General features: G+C 67.9%; 14 protein-coding genes and 1 pseudogene. 8 read left to right on the top strand and 7 right to left on the bottom strand.

The genetic code is table 11. The features are described from left to right. The first annotated feature begins 185 nt into the window (after nucleotides 1-185). Complete coding sequence (gene prsT, locus ACFJI2_RS07435; RefSeq protein WP_377704427.1) at nucleotides 186-2,957, top strand: XrtA/PEP-CTERM system TPR-repeat protein PrsT; 2,772 nt, start codon at nucleotides 186-188, stop codon at nucleotides 2,955-2,957. 8 nt (nucleotides 2,958-2,965) lie between these two features. Here the strand turns inward: prsT and ACFJI2_RS07430 are convergent. Further along, nucleotides 2,966-3,031, bottom strand: a pseudogene (locus tag ACFJI2_RS07430) (hypothetical protein); the annotation flags it as partial. 2 nt (nucleotides 3,032-3,033) lie between these two features. Between ACFJI2_RS07430 and ACFJI2_RS07425 the strand changes: the two are divergent. Next, nucleotides 3,034-3,267: a hypothetical protein gene (locus ACFJI2_RS07425; protein ID WP_132375574.1), complete on the top strand. Its 234-nt coding sequence runs from the start codon at nucleotides 3,034-3,036 to the stop codon at nucleotides 3,265-3,267. 42 nt (nucleotides 3,268-3,309) lie between these two features. Here the strand turns inward: ACFJI2_RS07425 and ACFJI2_RS07420 are convergent, their stop codons facing one another. The 3 genes from ACFJI2_RS07420 to ACFJI2_RS07410 are packed head-to-tail and all read right to left on the bottom strand — an operon-like array spanning nucleotide 3,310 to nucleotide 6,188. Then, complete coding sequence (locus tag ACFJI2_RS07420; RefSeq protein WP_377704426.1) at nucleotides 3,310-4,287, bottom strand: sensor domain-containing diguanylate cyclase; 978 nt, start codon at nucleotides 4,285-4,287, stop codon at nucleotides 3,310-3,312. A 28-nt stretch (nucleotides 4,288-4,315) separates the two neighbouring features. After that, nucleotides 4,316-5,077 (bottom strand): DUF2334 domain-containing protein, encoded by a 762-nt coding sequence (locus tag ACFJI2_RS07415; RefSeq protein WP_377704425.1) that lies wholly within the window; start codon nucleotides 5,075-5,077, stop codon nucleotides 4,316-4,318. After that, nucleotides 5,064-6,188 (bottom strand): glycosyltransferase, encoded by a 1,125-nt coding sequence (locus ACFJI2_RS07410; RefSeq protein WP_377704424.1) that lies wholly within the window; start codon nucleotides 6,186-6,188, stop codon nucleotides 5,064-5,066. The genes ACFJI2_RS07415 and ACFJI2_RS07410 overlap by 14 nt, the downstream gene beginning before the upstream one ends. Before the next feature lie 166 nt (nucleotides 6,189-6,354). On the opposite strand from ACFJI2_RS07410, the gene ACFJI2_RS07405 reads away from it, so the two are divergent. Continuing rightward, a complete protein-coding gene (locus ACFJI2_RS07405) occupies nucleotides 6,355-6,951 on the top strand; it encodes a hemerythrin domain-containing protein (protein WP_377704423.1) in 597 nt (198 codons plus the stop codon). A 67-nt stretch (nucleotides 6,952-7,018) separates the two neighbouring features. Here the strand turns inward: ACFJI2_RS07405 and ACFJI2_RS07400 are convergent, their stop codons facing one another. Next, complete coding sequence (locus tag ACFJI2_RS07400; RefSeq protein ID WP_377704422.1) at nucleotides 7,019-10,306, bottom strand: discoidin domain-containing protein; 3,288 nt, start codon at nucleotides 10,304-10,306, stop codon at nucleotides 7,019-7,021. A 194-nt stretch (nucleotides 10,307-10,500) separates the two neighbouring features. On the opposite strand from ACFJI2_RS07400, the gene ACFJI2_RS07395 reads away from it, so the two are divergent. Both ACFJI2_RS07395 and ACFJI2_RS07390 read left to right on the top strand, forming a co-directional pair. Next, nucleotides 10,501-10,965 carry a carboxymuconolactone decarboxylase family protein gene (locus ACFJI2_RS07395; RefSeq protein WP_107871747.1) on the top strand — a complete coding sequence of 155 codons (465 nt, stop codon included), beginning with the start codon at nucleotides 10,501-10,503 and terminating at the stop codon, nucleotides 10,963-10,965. A gap of 102 nt (nucleotides 10,966-11,067) precedes the next feature. Then, the gene (locus tag ACFJI2_RS07390; RefSeq protein WP_377704421.1) at nucleotides 11,068-11,607 is read left to right on the top strand and encodes a lipocalin family protein; all 540 of its coding nucleotides are present in this window, start codon (nucleotides 11,068-11,070) and stop codon (nucleotides 11,605-11,607) included. On the opposite strand, the gene ACFJI2_RS07385 is transcribed toward ACFJI2_RS07390, so the two are convergent. Both ACFJI2_RS07385 and ACFJI2_RS07380 read right to left on the bottom strand, forming a co-directional pair. Continuing rightward, nucleotides 11,608-12,789, bottom strand: a complete 1,182-nt coding sequence (locus ACFJI2_RS07385) for a fatty acid desaturase family protein (protein WP_377704420.1) — start codon at nucleotides 12,787-12,789, stop codon at nucleotides 11,608-11,610. 19 nt (nucleotides 12,790-12,808) lie between these two features. Then, nucleotides 12,809-13,882: a ferredoxin reductase gene (locus tag ACFJI2_RS07380; RefSeq protein ID WP_377704419.1), complete on the bottom strand. Its 1,074-nt coding sequence runs from the start codon at nucleotides 13,880-13,882 to the stop codon at nucleotides 12,809-12,811. Between the two features lie 167 nt (nucleotides 13,883-14,049). On the opposite strand from ACFJI2_RS07380, the gene fabR reads away from it, so the two are divergent. From fabR to ACFJI2_RS07365, 3 genes are all read left to right on the top strand, one after another. After that, complete coding sequence (gene fabR, locus ACFJI2_RS07375) at nucleotides 14,050-14,730, top strand: HTH-type transcriptional repressor FabR (protein ID WP_377704418.1); 681 nt, start codon at nucleotides 14,050-14,052, stop codon at nucleotides 14,728-14,730. 224 nt (nucleotides 14,731-14,954) lie between these two features. Continuing rightward, on the top strand, nucleotides 14,955-15,908 hold the full coding sequence (locus tag ACFJI2_RS07370; protein WP_377704417.1) for a GlxA family transcriptional regulator: 954 nt from the start codon (nucleotides 14,955-14,957) through the stop codon (nucleotides 15,906-15,908). A gap of 147 nt (nucleotides 15,909-16,055) precedes the next feature. Beyond that, nucleotides 16,056-18,206 carry a molybdopterin cofactor-binding domain-containing protein gene (locus ACFJI2_RS07365; RefSeq protein ID WP_377704416.1) on the top strand — a complete coding sequence of 717 codons (2,151 nt, stop codon included), beginning with the start codon at nucleotides 16,056-16,058 and terminating at the stop codon, nucleotides 18,204-18,206.

Genomic DNA, 18,206 nt, shown 5'->3' with positions numbered 1-18,206 from the left:
AGCATTATCCGTGCCGTGCGGATACAGATCTTTAAAATCAGTAGCTTATCGCTCTGCCAATTTCCAAAGCGCATTAAAGTGTAAAAAAAACCGACAGTTCACATTCTGCTCCGCAACAGGCATATTGCTGTAGAACGGCCGGCGTGCCAACATATCGGCGCCGCATTTTTATCTTCCGGGAAAATATGTTACACCGAACCAACAAATTGGCAGCCGTGGCTGTAGCGCTGGCCGGCTTGAGCGGCGCCTTGGGCGGCTGCAAGCAGCACTCCACGGCCGCGCAAATCGCCCAGGCCAAGGTGTTGCACCAGCAGGGCAAGCTCAGCGCGGCGCGCATCGAGCTGAAGAATGCGGTCGAAGCAGATCCGGTGGATGCGGACGCCCGCTACGCGTTGGCCCTGGTGTACATCGACACCGGCGAAGCGCTGTCGGCGGAGAAGGAAATCCGCCGTGCCATCACGCTCGGCTACGCCCCCGCGCACACCCTGCCCGTGCTGGGCAAGGCGCTCGTGATGCAGGGCGAATTCAAGAAAGCGCTGGCGGAAACCGACGCGGCGGCCGCCGGCCAGGACCCGGCCCTGCTGTGCGTGCGCGCCGACGCCTACCTGGCCATGAACCAGCGCGGCGAAGCCCGGCAGCTGTTCGCCAGCGTGCTGGCGCAGAAGCCCGGCTTCCCTGCGGCGCTGATCGGCCTGGGCCGCGTGGCCTTCCTGGAAGAAGGCGCGGACGCCGCGCGCAAGTATGCCGACCAGGCGCTGGCGGCAGCGCCCGGCAGCACCGAAGCCTTGATGTTCATGGGCGACCTGCTGCGCGCCCAGCAGCAGTCCGCGCAGGCGCTGGCCATGTACGACAAGGCACTGGCCGTCAATCCCCTGCACCGCACCGCCCACGTGGAAAAAGCCTATCTGCAGATCGCCACCGGCCAGTTCGCCGGCGCCCAGGCCGACCTGAAGGCCGCTGCCGAGACCACGCCCCACAGCTTGCTGGTGACTTACACGCAGGCGCTGCTGGATTTCTCGCGCGGCAAGCACTCGGACGCCAAGGAAGGCCTGCAACTGGTGCTGAACTCGGCCCCCGAGCACATGCCCAGCGTGCTGCTGGCCGGCGCCGTCGATTACAGCCTGGACCTGCTGCCGGCCGCCGAGAAGCACTTGCGCGTGTACCTGAAAGCCCACCCCGAGAACATGTATGCCCGCAAGATGCTGGCCAGCGTGCTGCTGCGCACCGGCCAGTCGCCGGACGCGCTCGCCGTGCTCACGCCAGCCATCAAGACCACCAGGGACGACGTGCAGGTACTGGCGCTGGCTGGCGAGTCCTACATGCAGGCGCGCGACTTCAACAAGGCGGCCGAGTTCTTTGCCAGGGCCAGCGAACTCGACCCCAAGGCGGCCAACCTGCGCACCCAGCTCGGCTTGAGCAAGCTGGGCAAGGGCGACAGCGCGCAGGCGCTGGACGACCTGCACGCGGCCACGCGGCTGGACGCCAAGTCCAAACACGCCGGCATGTCGCTGGTGCGCACCGAGCTGGCGCTGCAGCACTTCGACCGGGCCTACACTGCCGTCCTGGCGCTGGAAAAGGAACAGCCGGACGTGGCCGCCGTGCAGGACCTGAAAGGCATGGTCTACCTCGGCAAGCAGGACGCCGCGCGCGCCCGCGCCAGCTTCGAGAAGGCACTGCAGCTGGACCCGGCCTACTTCCCGGCCGTGGCCAACCTGGCCCAGCTGGACGTGGCCGGCAAGCAGCCGGCCGCCGCGCGCCAGCACCTGACAGCCTTCCTCGACAAGAACAAGACCAGCCTGGAAGCCATGACGGCGCTGGCCACGCTGGCCTCTAGCACCGGCGACAAGCAGGATGCCACGCACTGGCTGGAGCAAGGCGCGGCGGCCTATCCGGACGCCGTGGCGCCGGCCGTGCGGCTGCTCACCCACTACCTGCTCATCGGCGAGAAGCAGAAGGCGCTGTCGCTGGCGCGCAAGGTGCAAGTGGCCAATCCAAGCGACCCGGACCTGCTGGACCTGCTGGGCAAGAGCCAGATCGCCAGCGGCGAAATGGTGGGCGCGCTGGAGACGTACAAGAAGCTGGCCGCCGCCGCGCCCCGCTCGGCGCAGGTGCACATGCAAGTGGCGGCGCTGCACATGCTGCTCAACAATACGGCCGCCGCGGAAGACCAGCTGAAAACCGCGCTGGCGCTGCAGCCGGACTTTCCGGCGGCGCAAGTGGCGCAGGCCGAGCTGTACGTGCGCAACGGCCAGCATGAACTGGCCGTGCTGATGGCGCGCCAGCTGCAGCGCACATATCCGAAGGCGGCGGCCGGCTTCCAGCTGGAGGGCGACGTGCTGGTGAACCAGAACCGCCCGGCGCTGGCCCTGCCCGCCTACGAGCAGGCGTGGGCCAACGCCAAAACCAATGAACTGCTGGTCAAAACCGTCAACGGCCTGCGCCTGGCGGGCCGGCACAAGGAAGCCGAGGCGCGCATGGCCCAGTGGCTGCAGCAGCATCCGAAAGACGTGCGCGCCTTGCTGTTCCGCGCAGAAATGCTGATGGCGGACAAGCAGTACCAGCCGGCCGCCCAGCAGCTGGAAGCCGTGCTCGGCATGGAGCCGAAAAATGTGCAGGCGCTCAACAACCAGGCCTGGACTTATCAGCAGCTCAAGGACGCGCGCGCCCTGCCCGTGGCCGAGCAGGCGGTGCAGCTGGCGGGCAACCAGCCGGCCGTGATGGACACGCTGGGCTGGATACTGGTCGAGCAGGGCGACGCCGGGCGCGGCCTGGCCATCCTGCAGAAGGCCAGCGCGCTGGCGCCGAAGGCGCGCGACATCCGCTACCACGTGGCCATGGGGCTGTACAAGACCGGCAACAAGGACGGCGCGCGCAAGGAATTGCAGCACCTGATGGCGGGCGATATGCAGTTCGCCCAGGCCGATGAAGTCAGGGCGATGCTGAAGCGGATGGATTAAGCATATTCCTATGTGCGCTTGCGCACCGACGTCGCGCCCGGCTTGCGCGACCATGGCGTCCTACAGGGAGAACACCATGAAAACCGGAACCATACAGCAAGCCACTTTCCGCAACTTCATGATAGAAGCGACCGCCGTCCAGATGGGTACGGAATGGCGGCCGCAGTTCCGGGTTTCCCGCGGCAACCGAAAGACCAGCTGGTGCACGCCGCGCGTGCATGCCTTCTCCAACAGCGCACTGGCGGTGGACGCCGCCATCCAGCATGCCAAACTGGAAATCCAGCGCGGCTGGGGTTCCTGCTTCGCCTGAGCCTGCTAAGGGATTGCGCTACCGACGCCGCTATAGACACAGCTATTGACGCAGCCGCTGCGCCCGCATGGCCGCCTTGTTGCGGTACATTTCGGCGTCGCCGTCGGCCAGCATGCGGGCGATGGTGTCGTGCCGGCGCGGGTCGAAATCCACCTGGCCCACGCTGAACACGATGTCGTAGCCGCGCTGCTCCTCGGCATTGCGCAGCGCCAGCGCCGCGCGCAGCCGCTCGATCGCGGCCTGGGTGTCGGCCTGGCTCGCGTCCAGCAGCAGCGTAACGAACTCGTCCCCGCCCATCCTGCCGATCAGGTCGCTATTGCGGAACACATGGCGCAGCACGTCCGAGAACGTGGCCAGGGCGCGGTCGCCCTCGGCGTGGCCGCGCGTGTCGTTGATCTGCTTGAAATGGTTGAGGTCGAAGAACAACAGCGAAGCCGCCTTGCCCAAGCGGCGGCACACGTGGATGGCCTGCTGCGCCAGCATCTCGAAACCGCGCCGGTTGGACAGCTTGGTCAGCTCGTCCATGGTGGCCATCTGCACGGCCGCCATTTCCTGCTGCACCATGGCGGCCAGATCATGCAGTAGAGCAATATCCTCCTCGCCCAGGGTGCGCGGCTGGTGGTCCAGCAGGCACAGCGTGCCGAGCTTGCAGCCGTTCGGCGCAAACAGCGGGCAGCCGGCGTAGAAACGCACATGCGGTTCGCCCAGCACCAGCGGGCTGTCGTGGAAACGCTCGTCGAGCAGCGCGTCCGGCACCTGCATGATGTCGTCGCCGAGGATGGCGTGGCTGCAAAACGACACTTCGCGCGGCACCGGTTCGCCCAGCGGGCCGGAACAGGACAGAGAGAACACCGAATCCGATGCCACCAGCGTGACCTTGGCGATGGGCACCTGGAACAGGCGCTTGGCCAGCCGGGTCAGGCGGTCGAAGCGTTCGTCGGGACCGGCGTCGAGCAGCGGCATGGCGTTGAGCGTGGCGACGCGCGTTGCTTCGTTGGCAGGCATGGCGGACGCAAGCATGTTCCCTCCCCGGTTTTTCTTATACATCCTAGCGAAAATGCAATCCGGCCACAACCGTTTCCGCGAACGCGGCCTTGGTCTGCGGCTGGCGCGCGTCCAGCAAGGCCGCAAGCAGGCCTTGCATGTGGCGCAGCAATTCGGGATGGCGGGCGTCGCGCGGGTGCAGGCTGAGGCGGACCAGCGGCTGGCCGGCCTGGCGGCGCCGCATCAGGTCCAGTGCCAGCCGCGAACAGTAGCGCCCGGCGCCGTTGCGCGCGGTGTACACCAGCGACAGGGCCGGCACGGCGGGACCGTCCAGGCAGTGGAAGGCGCCCAGCGTGGTGGTGTAGCGCAGCGGCGTCTCGCGCAGCGCGGCCCAGGCGCCCTCGCCCAGCAGCCAGGCCGGCGGCACGAAGCCCTGCAGCGGCCAGCCGCGCTGGGCGAACCAGTCCTGTCCCAGCCGCAGGCGCCGCCGGGCCTGCTCCACCCGCAGCGCGGCGAACTCGCCCTCGCCCTGCGTGAACAGGCGGCGCCAGAACAGTTCGCGCGGCGTGCGCGGCGGCGGTCCCGTGTCCAGGTGGCGATAGCCGTGCAGCGCCAGCTCGTGGCCGCGCGCCAGTACGCGCTCCAGCCCGGCCTCGTATTCCGGCGGCGAGGCCGGGTCACCATGGAAGCGCGGCACCACCAGCCAGGTCAACGGAATGTCGGCCACCGCCTGCACCGCCTGCCACAGGCGCAGGCAGTCCGCCCAGGTGGCAGGCGCCACGTCGTGGATGGACACGCACAGCGCGCGCGCCTCACTGGCTGGCACGGGCGTCCTCCGGCGCCAGCAGCGCGCGGTAGCGGGCCAGCAACTGCGGCAGGATGCGGTCCCAGTCATAGCGCGGGCAGGCCGTGCGCCGCGCCTGTTCGCCCATCTGCGCCACGCCTTGCCGATACAGCGCGTCCACGCCCTCGCACAGTGCGGCGGCGCTGCCCGGCTCGACCACCACGCCGGCGCCCTCGTCCAGCAGTTCGGCCACCGCGCCGCCGCTGGTGACCACGGCCGGCACGCCGCAGGCCATGGCCTCCAGCACCACCAGCCCGAAGGTTTCCCGGTCGCCGGGATGCACCAGCGCATCGCAGCTGGCCAGCAGGCGCGCCAGCGCGCGCGGGTTGGGCTGGAACGGCAGCTCCGTCACCGCGCCGCAGCGGCGCCGGCTGCGCCCGCCCACCATCAGCAGGTGGTACGGCGGGCCGAGGCGCTTGACGGCGCTGGTAAGCACGTCGAGCCGCTTGCCTGCGCTGAAGCGGCCGGCGTACACCAGCAGCCGCGCCGACGGCGGCAAGCCCAGCTCGGCGCGCAGGCCGGGATCGCGCCGCTCCGGCGTGTAGATGCTGGTGTCGATGCCGAGCGGCTGCTGCGCGGCATGCAGGCCCAGTTCGCCCAGGCGGCGCACCATGGCCGCGCTGGGCGCCAGCAACAGGTCGCACTCGCGGTACAGGCGCTGCACGTAGCGGCCCGCCATGCGGCCGGCAACGGGGCCGAAGCGGCGCCGCACCAGCTGCGGCAAGTCGGAATGGAAGAAGGCCAGCACCGGCACCTGCAGGCGCTGGCGCGCGCGCAACGCGGCCCAGGCGCAGGGGCCGGCGTCGCCGGCTTCGATCAGGTCGGGCTGCAGCGAGGCCAGCACGCGGGCGGCGCTGTCGGCAGAGCGCGGCAAGCGGTAGCCACCCAGGCCGGGCAAGGCCAGCCCCGGCAGCGCGGCCGTGTACGGCGGACCCGCGCTGGCCAGCACGCCGGCGTGCGGCGGCAAATTGGGACTGGCGATGGTGTGGCGTACGCCGCTGTGCCCATGCAGCCAGCGCGCCTTGGCGTCCAGATAGGTGCTGACGCCACCGCCGGCGCCTGCGTACAGCATCGTCACATCAACCACGTGCATAGTGCCCTCCCGCTGCCCTGCCGGGTTCGACCCGGCCACAGCGCATTCGTTCGCGCCGCTGCGTCCACAAAACTATGTGAACAGGCTAACAGAAGCGAGGCGCGCGCGGTGCCATGCTGGCTTGGCACCGCTGTCCCTTGTTCCCATTTTTTCGAAAGGAAAGCAAATGTTCCGTCTTCAATCTTTGAGTCCGACCATCACGGACATGATCCGCTTCGACCACTCGCACGTGCTGGTCACCTTCCACCAATACACCGCCGGCAAGCCGGCCAGGGTAAAGAAGGCGCTGGCGGAAACGGTGTGTTCGGCGCTGGAAATTCATGCCCGGCTGGAAGAGGAAATTTTCTACCCGGTGTTGCGCGAGCTGGGCATCGGCGAACCCGTGCTGCACAAGAGCGTGCCCGAGCACAATACGATGCGCCAGATCATTGGCGACATCCGCCGCGCCGGCGCCGACAGCACCGCGCTGGACCGCCTGCTGCCGCAGCTGATGCGCGAAGTGATGCATCACGTGGCCGACGAGGAAACGGTGCTGCTGCCGGAAGCGGAGCGCCGCATCGGCCAGCAGCGCCTGAACGAGCTGGGCGCGCAAATGACCAGCCGCCGCATGCAGCTGCTGGCGCCGCAGGCGGGCAAGGTGGCGCTCAACACGGTGCTGGGCTTCTCGCGCAGCACGTCGGCCATCGTGGCGGCGCTGGGAGTGGCGGCGGTGGCTTATCTGGCGGTGGCGCGGTCGAAGCCGAAGACCTTGGCCAGGGCATAGTGTGGCCTTGCCTTGCCTGGCCTTGCCTGGTCCTGCCCAGGTGGACAGGGGACTGTCCAGGGCGCTGTCAGCGCGCCGGCTTTTTCTTCTCCTCGGGCAGGTTTTCGTCGATGTCGCTGGAGGCGGATTTCACGCGCTTGTAAGTGAGCGGTCCGGCATTTTCGGGCAAGGCCGGGCCGGTGTAGCGCAAGGCCAGTTCGGCCAGGGCGCTGCTGGTGTCGCTGCCGAAGCCGGACAGCGCGGTAAAGCGCAGGTGGCGGGCCGTGACGGCCTGGCCGAAGTCGATGCTCTGCTCGTCGAAGGTGGAGACCAGCGCGCCGCGCTTCAGTTCGCGCCAGTTGGCGCCGTCGTCGCTGACGTGGATGACGTAGTCGCGCACGTCGCCTTCATGGTCGCGGTGGTTCTGGCGCGGCATCAGCACCAGGCCGGAGAAGCTCACCGGCTGCGGGAAGGCCAGCGCCAGCTCGCGCGCGGCGCCGTTCTTGCCGCCGGCGCTCCAGAAGGTGTTGGGATCGCCGTCGATGGCGCTGGCGGCGTCGCGCCCGCCGGCTGCCGTTGACGCCGTGGCGCCCAGCTTCTTCATCACCTGCGTATCGAACAGCACGGTGCGCAGCTGCGCCGCCGCCAGCTCGGCTTGCGGATTGAAGCCGCTGCCGGCCATGTAGTCGAGCACCGACTTGCGCAGCTGGCGCGCCACCACGCGGCGGTCCAGGTCGCGCTCCAGGTCCACGCTGGCCACCATCAGCTTGCCCGCGCCGACCCGGGCTTCGAACAGCAGGCCTAGCTTGAAGTTGCGGTTCCAGTCGTCCACCGGCTGCACGATGGGCTGCAGCGCCTGCGGCAGCCGGTCCAGGTTGACGGCGCGGGTGTTGGCCACCAGCTCGTTCCACTGCCAGTCATTGAAGGCCCCGGTGGGGAACTGCGACAATGCGGGGTGGCGCTGGTCCACCCACACGCCCAGCATGCGGCCCCACGCGGGGCTCATCAGGCGGTTCCAGAACACCGGCACCGTGTCCAGCGGCGGCGAATTCCAGTCCAGGTCCGCCGCCAGCGGCAGGTAGAGCACTTTGCCGCCCGCGTTCAGGCTGGCCTCGGCCGCCGGCCAGCTGTGCGTGACCAGCACGCCGTCCGGCGCGGCCGTGGCTTGCTGCTGCGGGTAGACCCAGATACTCCAGTCGTTCTCCACGTCCATGCCGTGCAGGCCGACCACCAGTTTGTAGGCCTGCGGCGCCGGCAGCGCGGACAGCGCGGCCTGCACCGTGCCCAGCTTGATGTTCTTGCCGATGGCGACGGCTTGCTGCGGGAAGTCGCCGCCGGCCGCCACCTGGCCCGAGGCGTCCACCAGCTTCCAATAGGGGCGCGCGTTGGCCAGCGGACGTTCGCCGAAGTGCGCGATCTCCACGTCCGCCGTCAGCGTTTCGCTGGACGTGTAGACGCGCTTGGGCACGCGCGCCAGCGGCACGGTCTGGCCGTTGAAGCGGCGGAATTCCTTGGCCGTGACGTAGCCTTTCGGCTCCCAGAAGGTGTCCAGCAGGCCAACCAGCGCCGTGCCTTGGCCGAGGTAGTCGTGCAGGTCCAGCAGCTGGTAGCCCATCATGCCGGGCGTGCGCAGGTTGGCTTCGATGTCTTCTTTGTAGCTGTTCAGCTGGAACTTGCCGGAGGCGTAGGCGAAGTCCTTGTTGCGGTGGGCCATGCCGTGTCTGGCCAGCGAGTCGCGGAAGATTTCGTAGTTGCCCGGCTGGAGATAGCCTTTGAATTTGTCGATCACGCTGAAGTCGGGATAGGCCACCCACTGCCCGGTCTCGTGCGACAGCACCGGCACGTGGATGTCCGCCAGCGATTCGCCGTAGTCCTTGCCGAACCAGGCCTTGTTGCCGCGCAGCGGCTTGGGGCCAATGCGCTGCATGGCCAGGAAGTCCGTGCCCTCGCCCAGGCCCGGCACTTCCTTCTCGGTGTGGCCGGTGCCGTTGGAATACAGGCGGCGCGGGTCGGCCGCGCGGTAGTGCGCTATCCACTTGTCGAAGGCGGCCTTCCAGTTGCCCTTGGGTTCATTGCTTGGGCTGAGCAGCAGGAAGGACGGGTGGTTGCCGTAGGCGCGGATGATGCGCTCGGTCTCTTCGTACAGCATCTTCTCCATGGCCGTACCGGGAGAGACTTCGTTCCACATGCCGGGCTCCGGCTGCAAATACATACCCACTTCGTCCGCCGCCTGGAAGGCCGCTTCCGGCGGGCAGAAGGAGTGGAAGCGGATATGGTTGATGCCCCAGTCCTTATTGATCTGGAAGATCTTGCGCCAGTAGGCCACGTCGGTGGGCGGATAGCCGGTGAGCGGGAAGTCGCCGCCGTGGTGGGTGCCGCGCAGCAGCAAGGTGCGGCCGTTCAGCACGAAGTCCTTGCCGCGCGCGGCAATCCGGGCGAAGCCGAAGCTGACTTCCCGGCTATCGCTGGCGGCGGCGCCCTTCAGTTGCAGCCTGATCTTGTGCAGCGCCGGATGGAATTCGTCCCAGGTCTGCGCATTAGCAGGGAACTGCACCTTGATTTCTGCGGTGCCGCCGCCCTCGCCCCAGCTCACCTTGTGCGCCACGCCATTGGCCGTCAGCACGCCGCTGCCCGCGCGGCCGGCCGCGTTGCCGATGCGGACTTTCAGCAGCACAGACTTGTCCTGCACATCCGGATAGGCTTGGGCGTCGTCCAGCCACACGGGCGTGGTGGCGCGCAGCTCCACCTTGCCGATGATGCCGTTCCAGCTCATGCCCAGCGAATCGGACACGCTGTGCGCATCCGGCCGGTACGGCATCAGCATGCGGTTGTCCACGCGGACGGACACGCGGTGCTTGCCGGGCGCCAGCTGGCCCAGGTCGTACTCGTGCTCGGCCACCAGGCTCAGATTGGCGCCGGCCTTTTTATCGTCCACCCAGGCCGTGGAACCCCAGCGCGGCCGTTCCAGGAACAGCACCACGCGCTTGCCCTTCCAGGCCGCCGGCACCTCCACGTCGCGCTGATACCAGGCCGCGCCGAGATAGTGGCGCGGCGGCTGGGACAGAAACGGCACTTTCACCTTGCCCGGTTCCGTATGCGGCTTGTAGTCCTCGCGCTGGTCCCAGTTCTTGTCGTACAGGGACAGCACCCACGGCGTCTTGGCGGTGATCGGGTCGCCCTGCCCCTGCGCCTGCAGGATGCCGGGGATGGCGATCTTGCCGGTCAGGTCACGGCTGTACCAGCCCCGGGCCATGCCCTCGTCGTTGCGGTCCATGGCGAAGCGCCACTGGCCGGACAGGTCGCGCACTTCGGCGGCATGCAGGGGAACGGCCAGCCAGCAGGCGGCGATCAGGAAAACAGGGGAAGTTCGGGCCACGAGTAACCTTGAAGACGGACGGAGGATGGCCGATTATGAATCAATCCCCTGCCGCCATTTGCGCATCCTCGTGAGTGTTTTTGCCGATTTTTGGAATTTGTTCTCAAAAGCTGTCACAGGCGCGCGGCGGGCGCCGTCTTATGAGTATGAAGGCGGCACACTGGGTGCCGTCCCACACTGAAAGAGAGACCATCATGAGCGCACGTATCCCGTTCTTCACCCTGGCCCATGCACCGATGAAGGCCATGGTAGCCCTGTCCACCGCCGTCAAGCAAAGCTCGCTCGGCCCGCGCCTGGTGGAGCTGATCAACCTGCGCGTCTCGCAGATCAATGGCTGCGGCGTGTGCGTGGACATGCACTGGCGCGACCTGGTAAAACAAGGCGCCGACTACCGCCACCTGAACGCCATCGCCGGCTGGCGCGAAGCCCCGGCCTCCTTCTTCAGCGCCCGCGAGCGCGCCGCGCTGGGCTGGGCCGAAGCCGTGAACGCCCTGCCGCACAAGGACGACACCGACGCCGCCTACGGCGAACTGCGCGAGCACTTCAGCGAAGCCGAAGTGGCTGAAATGGCCTACGCCATCTCCGTCATCAAGGGTTGGAACATGATCAACCTGAGCCTGCGCAACCAGATCCCGGAAGTGCCGCCTCCAGGCATGTAATCCGCGCAGGAGATTTCCGGACCGCAATTCCTGGAAGCAACTCCGCGGCACAACTCTGGCACAAGCGCTACCATGGGCGTTTTTTGCCAGAGAGGGTGCCGCATGTACAAACTGCTGACCGCCGCCAGCTTGATCCTGGCCTGCACGGGCGCCGCCGCCGCGCCCGTGGAACCCATCGCCGCCCTCGACGTGCCGCGCTACATGGGCACCTGGTACGAGATCGCCAAATACCCCAATTCCTTCCAGCGCCGCTGCCTCGGCAACACCACCGCCACCTATACCCTCCAGCCGGACAAGACCGTCAAGGTGAGCAACCGCTGCGAAGTGGAGAAAGGCGAAGCCATCGTGGCCACCGCCGAGGCACGCCAGGTGGGCGCTGCCACGTCGCCCAAGCTGGAGGTGCGCTTCGCGCCGGCCTGGCTGTCCTTCCTGCCCTTCGTGTGGGCCGACTACTGGGTGATCGACCTGGACGAGCAATACCAGCTGGCCGCCGTGAGCGAGCCGAAACGGGAGTATTTGTGGATTTTGTCGCGCACCCCGCAGGTGGAGCCGCCAGCGTATGCGGCGCTGCTGGCGCGCCTGGAAAAGCAGGGATACAGCCTGCAGAAGCTGGAAAACACGCCGCAGGCCGGGAAGAAGTGATTACGCCGAGGTGGCCGCGTCGCCCACCTTGCGCGCGCGTGGCGGGCGGGCTGGCGGCGGGCCGTCCAGCAGCGGGCTGTAGCCGGGGAAGCTCATGCGCAGGATGCGCAGCACGGTGGTGCCGAACTGGCGCGTGAGCGAACCGGTGTTGTACGGCAGCCGGTACTGGGCGCACAGCGCGCGCACGCGCGGCGCCACGTCGGCGTAACGGTTGCTCGGCATGTCCGGGAACAGGTGGTGCTCGATCTGGTGGCTCAAGTTGCCGCTCATGATGTGGAACAGCTTGCCGCCCTTGATGTTGCAGGAGCCGAGCAGCTGGCGCACATACCAGTGCGCGCGGCTTTCGTTCTCCACTTCGGCCTTGGTGAATACGTGCACGTCCATCGGGAAGTGGCCGCAGAAGATGATCAGGTAGGTCCACAGGTTGCGCACGATGTTGGCCACCGCGTTGGCGCCGGCCACGTAGAAGAAGAACGGGCCGGCCAGCAGCGGGAACAGCAGGTAGTCCTTGCGCGCCTGGCGCAGGATCTTGGCGCGCGTGCGCAGCCACATCGGGCGCAGGCTGGACCACTTCATGCGGCCCTGGATCACGCGGCCCAGCTCCAGTTCCTGGATCGCGATGCCCCACTCGAAGAACACGGCCAGCAGCAGCGCCCACAGCGGGTTGCCCAGGTTGAAGGGCTTCCAGCGCTGGCCGGAGAACAGGCGCAGCAGGCCGTAGCCGGCCACGTCGGCGTCCTTGCCCAGCACATTGGTCCAGGTGTGGTGCTTGACGTTGTGCGCGTGCTTCCACTGGTCGGACGGGCATACGTGGTCCCACTCCCAGCGGCCGGACTGGATTTCGGGATCGCGCAGCCAGTCCCACTGGGCGTGCAGCACGTTGTGGCCGATCTCCATGTTTTCCAGGATCTTGGCGGCGCCCAGCGTGAGCACGCCCAGCACCATCACGGGCCAGAAGAAGGCCCAGCCGGCCAGCGCGTGGCCCCATTGCGGCAGCAGCGCCAGGCTGGCGTAGATGGCCAGGCGGCCGCCGATTTCCAGGTAGCGGTGCACTTTCAGCAGGCGGCGGATGTAGCGCGCGTCGCGCTCGCCGCGGCTGGCCATGACTTCGTTGCGGATCGCCTCGACCTCGTTGCCAAAGGCGGCGATGTCGGCGGGGGTAAGGTGGGATGGAATAGGCATGGAATTCTCGTAATGGGTTTTACAGCGCCAGTTCGACGTCGCCGACGGCGCTGCAGACGCACACTTGCACGGTGTCGCCCGGCTCGGCGATCAGGGCGCCGTTGCGCAGGTCGCGCACGCAGCCGCTCACCAGCTTGGTGTCGCAGCCGTGGCAGATGCCCATGCGGCAGCCATGCTTGGGATTGAGGCCGGCGTTTTCGGCGATCAGCAGCAGGCTGGTGACGCCGTCCGACTGCGCCTCGGTGGCGCTGCCGGCGAAGTTGACCCGCCCGGCCCTGGCTTCGGCCGTGGCGTCGGCCAGCGGCGCGTGGAAGCGCTCCACATGCAGCAGGTGCGACAGGCCAGCGGCCCGCCAGTGCGCCTCGACGGCTGCCAGCAGGCTGGCCGGGCCGCAGGCCCACACTTCGCGCTCGCGCCAGTCCGGGCAGGCCGCTTCCAGCTGTCCGGCGCTGAAATGGGCGCCCCCGTCCCGGGTGTAGTAGCGCTGCAGCTGGTAGTGGCGCTGCGTGGCGGCCAGCTGTTCCAGCTCGGCGCCGAAGATCACGTCTTTCGCGCGCGGCGCGTAGTGCATGTGCACCGCATCCGGCACCACTTCGTATTCCTGCACGTAGTTGCGCAGCATGCTCATGACGGGCGTGATGCCGCTGCCGCCGGTGATGAACAGCGGATGCACCGGCATCGATTCAGGCAGCACGAAGTCGCCCTGCGGCTCGCCCAGCGGCAGGTACTCGCCCACGCGCACCTGGCGCACCAGGCGCTGCGACACGCGGCCGTCCGCGACCGCCTTCACGGTGACGGTGATGCAGCCGTCCTCGCGGTCCGGCGCGGACGAGATGGAATAAGTGCGGGTGTGGCGCTGGCCGCCGATCGGCACGCCCAGGCGCACGAACTGGCCGGGACGGTGGCTGCGCCAGCCCGCGCCGGGGCGCAGCGTCAGGGTGCGGCTGTCCGCGGTTTCCTCGCGCACGGCCACCACGCGCGCCATCAGGGCGTGCGAGGTCCAGAGCGGGTTCACCAGCTCCAGGTAGTGCGAGTGGCGCAGCGGGTAGGCGAACATGTCCGCCAGGCTGGCCAGGGAAGATCGTAAAGTCATCAGGATAGCAAACGCATGACAAATAATAAGGATGGACATGATTGTGTACACTTGTACACATCAAGTCAAGCCCCGGCTGCGTAAATAACAGGCATCCATGTCATGCTGCTGTCACAAATCCGTGCCATGCCCGTGTAAAATGGGGTACACCTGTACACATTGAGTCTATGAGCGATCACGAATCGGAAGAAGGCGCGGCCCGGCCGGAGCGAAAAACCGGCACCCGCAAGGCCCTGCTGCAGGCGGCGCTGACGCTGGTGGGCGAAGGCCGCAGCTTCACCAGCCTGGGGCTGCGCGAGATCGCGCGCCAGGCCGGCGTGGTGCCGAACGCCTTTTACCGCCACTTCCGCAATACCGACGAACTGGGGCTGGAGCTGGTGGACGAGATGGGCATCACCTTGCGCCGCCTGCTGCGCGAAGCGCGCCAGATCGACGTCTCGCGCGGCTCCATCCTGCGCCGCTCGGTGCGGGTGTACCTCGATTATGTGAAGGCGAACCGGCTGCAGTTCCAGTTCATCGCCACCGAACGCTCGGGCGGCAGCCGCATCCTGCGCCTGGCCATCCGCACCGACGTGACCCACTTCACCAATGAAATGGCGCAGGACATCCGCGCCCTGGGCCGCTACAAGGACCTGCCGACGCCGCGCCTGCAGATGGTGTGCGGCCTGATCGTGATGACCATGCTGGCCGCCGCCACCGACATCCTGGACCTGCCGCCCGGCCAGCCGCTGCTGGAAGGCGAGATGGAGGAAAACTTCGTGCAGCAGCTGCACGTGATCCTGCTGGGCGCGTCCAAGTGGCAGGAGAAGGACGAGCACCACTCGGCGCTGCTGTCGCGGCGCAAGTAACTCCCTGCGCGGAGGCCCGAATGGCACAAAAAGTGGGCTTATTGTCCTTTCCGTGCGCGGGGCCGCTCCTATAATGCGGCCATATTTCTAGCATTGCATCCTGGGAGCGACACTCGCATGGCGAACAATTTGCGCGGGCCGCGCACCATCCTGAATCGCGCCGCGCGGCGCGACATCGAGCGCTACGCCGTCACTGGCTGGCCGGCGTTTAAGGCGGGGCGTCCATGGCAGCCAAGATAGCACTGGTAGTTTTCCCCGGCTTCCACCTGCTCGATTTGTCCGTCCTGTCGGTGTTCGGCATCGCCAATCACTTCGTGCCGGACAGTTATGCGGTCGATATCGTCTCCATGAAGGGCGGGCTGGTGCACAGCATGTCCGCCGTGGGCGTGGAAACCAGGGCATTCGACGAGACGCGCTACGACACGGTGATCGTCGGCAGCTCGCCGGCCGTCCCCGCGCCCTGCCCCGGCCTGGTGGAACGCCTGCAGGCTTGCGCCCGCAGCGCGCGCCGCATCGCCAGTATCTGCACCGGCGCCTTCGTGCTGGCCGAAGCCGGCGTGTTCGATGGCCGCTCGGTTACCACCCACTGGGGCTTTGCCGACGCGCTGGCGCGCCGTTTCCCCGCCATCAACGTGGTGCCGGACAAGATCTTCATCCGCGACGGCAGGACCTGGAGCTCGGCCGGCATGACCGCCTGCATCGACCTGGTGCTGGGCATGGTGGAGGCGGACCTGGGCCACGACGTGACCAAGAAAATCGCCCAGACCATGGTGCTCTACCACCGCCGCTCGGGCGGGCAAAGCCAGTTCTCGCTGCTGGCCGAAATCGATCCCAAGCAGGAGCGCATCCGCCGCGTGCTGTCCTTCATCAAGGAGAACCTGCGCGAACCGCTGAGCATCCAGCAGCTGGCCGACCTGGTGAACTGGAGCCCGCGCCATTTCAGCCGCGCCTTCCAGGCCGAAACCGGGCTGTCGCCGGCCAAGGCGATTGAGAAGCTGCGCGTGGAAGCGGCCCAGGCGCTCATCGAAAGCGGCCACACCTCCGCCTCGCGCGTCGCCGCGCAAACCGGTTTCGGCGACGACGAAAGAATGCGCCGCGCCTTCCTGCGCGTGCTGGGCGAAGCGCCGCAGGCCTTCATGCGCAGCGCGCGCACCGGCAAACTCTCCCTGGGCATGTAAGCGCCCGCACGGCTGCACGGCCTCGCCATGGCCGTTTCTGCGGCTTTCCCGTCCCTTCGGCGCCGCCTCCCCTTCGTATAATCTCTTGGCCATACCGCCGTCGCCGCTCGCGGAGCGCGCGACGTTTTTTTTGCCCAAGGAGCATGCATGACCGATCGTCGATTATTCCTCAAAGCCGTGGCGGCCGGAGGCGGCCTGTTGCTGCAGGTCGCCATCCCCGGCGCCCGCGCCCGCGACAGCGCCGCAGCCGCTGCCTGGGAGGCCAGTGCAGTGCTGCGCATCGCCGGCGACGGCAAGGTCACGATGACCATGCCTTACGTCGAGATGGGCCAGGGCACCTACACCTCGATCCCGATGCTCATCGCCGAGGAACTGGAGCTGGACCTGAAGGACGTGATACTGGAGCACGCGCCCGCCGACGACAAGCGCTACGTCAATCCCGCGCTGGGCTTCCAGGTGACCGGCGGCTCGACCACCATCCGCGCGGCCTGGCTGCCGATGCGCCAGGCCGGCGCCGCCGCCCGCATGCTGCTGGTGCAGGCCGCCGCCGCGCAATGGCAGGTCGATCCTTCCGCGTGCCGCGCGCAGCAGGGAACGGTCATCCACGCCGCCAGCGGCCGCAGGCTGCGCTACGGCGAACTGGCCGCCGCAGCGGCCGCCCTGCCGCTGCCCGCGCCGGAAGCCATCGTGCTCAAGCAGCCCGGTGAGTTCCGCCTGATCGGCAAGGCCGCACGCCGCCTCGACACGCCGGGCAAGCTGAATGGCTCGGCGCAGTACGGCATGGACGTCCGGCTGCCCGGCCTGAAAGTGGCCGCGCTGGCCATCAGCCCTGCGCACGGCGGCCGCCTGGCCGGCCTGGACGAGGCGGCCGCGCTCAAGGTGCCCGGCGTGCGCCAGGTGGTGCGCCTGGACGACTGCGCCGCCGTGGTGGCGGACAACTATGGCGCGGCGCAGAAAGGCCTGGCGCTGCTGGCCCTGCGCTGGGACGACGGCCCGAACGCGAAGCTGTCCACCGTCGATATCGTGGCGGACATGGCCAGGGCGGCAAAGCAGGCGTCGGCGAAGGTGCGCAGCGAGGGCGCGCCGGAGCAGGCGCTGGCCGGAGCCAGCCGCGTGCTGGAAGCTACTTACGAGCTGCCCTTCCTGGCCCACGCGGCCATGGAACCGATGAACTGCACGGTGCACGTGCAGGCGGACCGCTGCGAAGTGTGGACCGGCACCCAGGTGCTCACGCGCGCCCGCGCGGCAGCCGCCAGGGTGGCCGGGCTGCCGGAGGACAAGGTCATCGTGCACAACTTCCTGCTGGGCGGCGGCTTCGGCCGCAGGCTGGAGACCGACGGCGTGGAACGCGCGGTGCGCATCGCGCGCGAAGTGAAGCATCCGGTCAAGGTGATCTGGAGCCGCGAGGAAGACATCCAGCACGATATGTACCGCCCCTATTTCTACGACACCGTGCGCGCCGGCGTGGACGAACAAGGCATGCCGGTGGCCTGGTTCCACCACCTGACCGGCTCGTCGGTGCTGGGCCGCTTCCTGCCGCCGGCATTCAACAACGGCTTCGATCCGGAGACGGTGGACGGCGCCGAGGCCCCGCCCTACTCGTTCCAGGCCATCCGCGTGGACTACACGCGCCACGAGCCGCCGCACATTCCCACCGCCTTCTGGCGCGGCGTGGGTCCGACCCACAACGTGTTCGTGGTGGAGAGCTTCATCGACGAGCTGGCGGCCGCCGCCAAGGCCGACCCGCTGGCCTACCGCCTGGCCATGCTCGGGCAGAACCCGCGCGCGGAGGCGGTGCTCAAGCTGGCCGCGCAGAAGGCCGGCTGGCAGGGCCCGCGCCCCGCCGGCGCAGGGAAAGCCATGGCCGGCCGGGGCCTGTCGGTGCAGTTCGCGTTCGGCACCTACATGGCCATGGTGGTGGACGCGCGCGTGGAGGACGGGGAGGTGCGCGTGAGCCGCGTGGTGTGCGCGCTCGATTGCGGCGTGGTGGTCAATCCCGACACCGTGCGCGCCCAGGTCGAGAGCGCCGTGGTATTCGGCATCTCCGGCGCGCTGTGGGGCGACATCACGTTCAGCAACGGCCGCGTGGAGCAAAGCAATTTCCACGACTACCGCGTGCTGCGCATGCACGAGACGCCCGTCATCGAAACCCACATCGTGGCCAGCAACGAAGCGCCCGGCGGCATGGGCGAACCGGGCACCTCGGCGCTGATGCCGGCCCTGGCCAACGCCATTTTCGCCGCTACCGGCAAACGCATCCGCAAGCTGCCGATCGCCACGGCCTTGCAGGCAACCTGA

It is taken from the genome of Pseudoduganella sp. UC29_71, from assembly GCF_042693265.1.
Lineage (GTDB): Bacteria > Pseudomonadota > Gammaproteobacteria > Burkholderiales > Burkholderiaceae_D > Rugamonas.
The sequence above is the reverse complement of the archived record's forward strand: the minus strand, read 5'-3'. Positions and strand labels throughout refer to the sequence as shown.

Excerpts from the sequence above, each read along its gene's own strand:
- ACFJI2_RS07395 (WP_107871747.1), top strand. The coding sequence starts at position 10,501 with ATGAGCGCACGTATCCCGTTCTTCACCCTGGCCCATGCACCGATGAAG.
- ACFJI2_RS07365 (WP_377704416.1), top strand. The coding sequence starts at position 16,056 with ATGACCGATCGTCGATTATTCCTCAAAGCCGTGGCGGCCGGAGGCGGC.
- ACFJI2_RS07390 (WP_377704421.1), top strand. The coding sequence starts at position 11,068 with ATGTACAAACTGCTGACCGCCGCCAGCTTGATCCTGGCCTGCACGGGC.
- ACFJI2_RS07425 (WP_132375574.1), top strand. The coding sequence starts at position 3,034 with ATGAAAACCGGAACCATACAGCAAGCCACTTTCCGCAACTTCATGATA.
- ACFJI2_RS07380 (WP_377704419.1), bottom strand. The coding sequence starts at position 13,882 with ATGACTTTACGATCTTCCCTGGCCAGCCTGGCGGACATGTTCGCCTAC.
- prsT (WP_377704427.1), top strand. The coding sequence starts at position 186 with ATGTTACACCGAACCAACAAATTGGCAGCCGTGGCTGTAGCGCTGGCC.
- ACFJI2_RS07410 (WP_377704424.1), bottom strand. The coding sequence starts at position 6,188 with ATGCACGTGGTTGATGTGACGATGCTGTACGCAGGCGCCGGCGGTGGC.
- fabR (WP_377704418.1), top strand. The coding sequence starts at position 14,050 with ATGAGCGATCACGAATCGGAAGAAGGCGCGGCCCGGCCGGAGCGAAAA.
- ACFJI2_RS07370 (WP_377704417.1), top strand. The coding sequence starts at position 14,955 with ATGGCAGCCAAGATAGCACTGGTAGTTTTCCCCGGCTTCCACCTGCTC.
- ACFJI2_RS07420 (WP_377704426.1), bottom strand. The coding sequence starts at position 4,287 with ATGCTTGCGTCCGCCATGCCTGCCAACGAAGCAACGCGCGTCGCCACG.
- ACFJI2_RS07385 (WP_377704420.1), bottom strand. The coding sequence starts at position 12,789 with ATGCCTATTCCATCCCACCTTACCCCCGCCGACATCGCCGCCTTTGGC.
- ACFJI2_RS07405 (WP_377704423.1), top strand. The coding sequence starts at position 6,355 with ATGTTCCGTCTTCAATCTTTGAGTCCGACCATCACGGACATGATCCGC.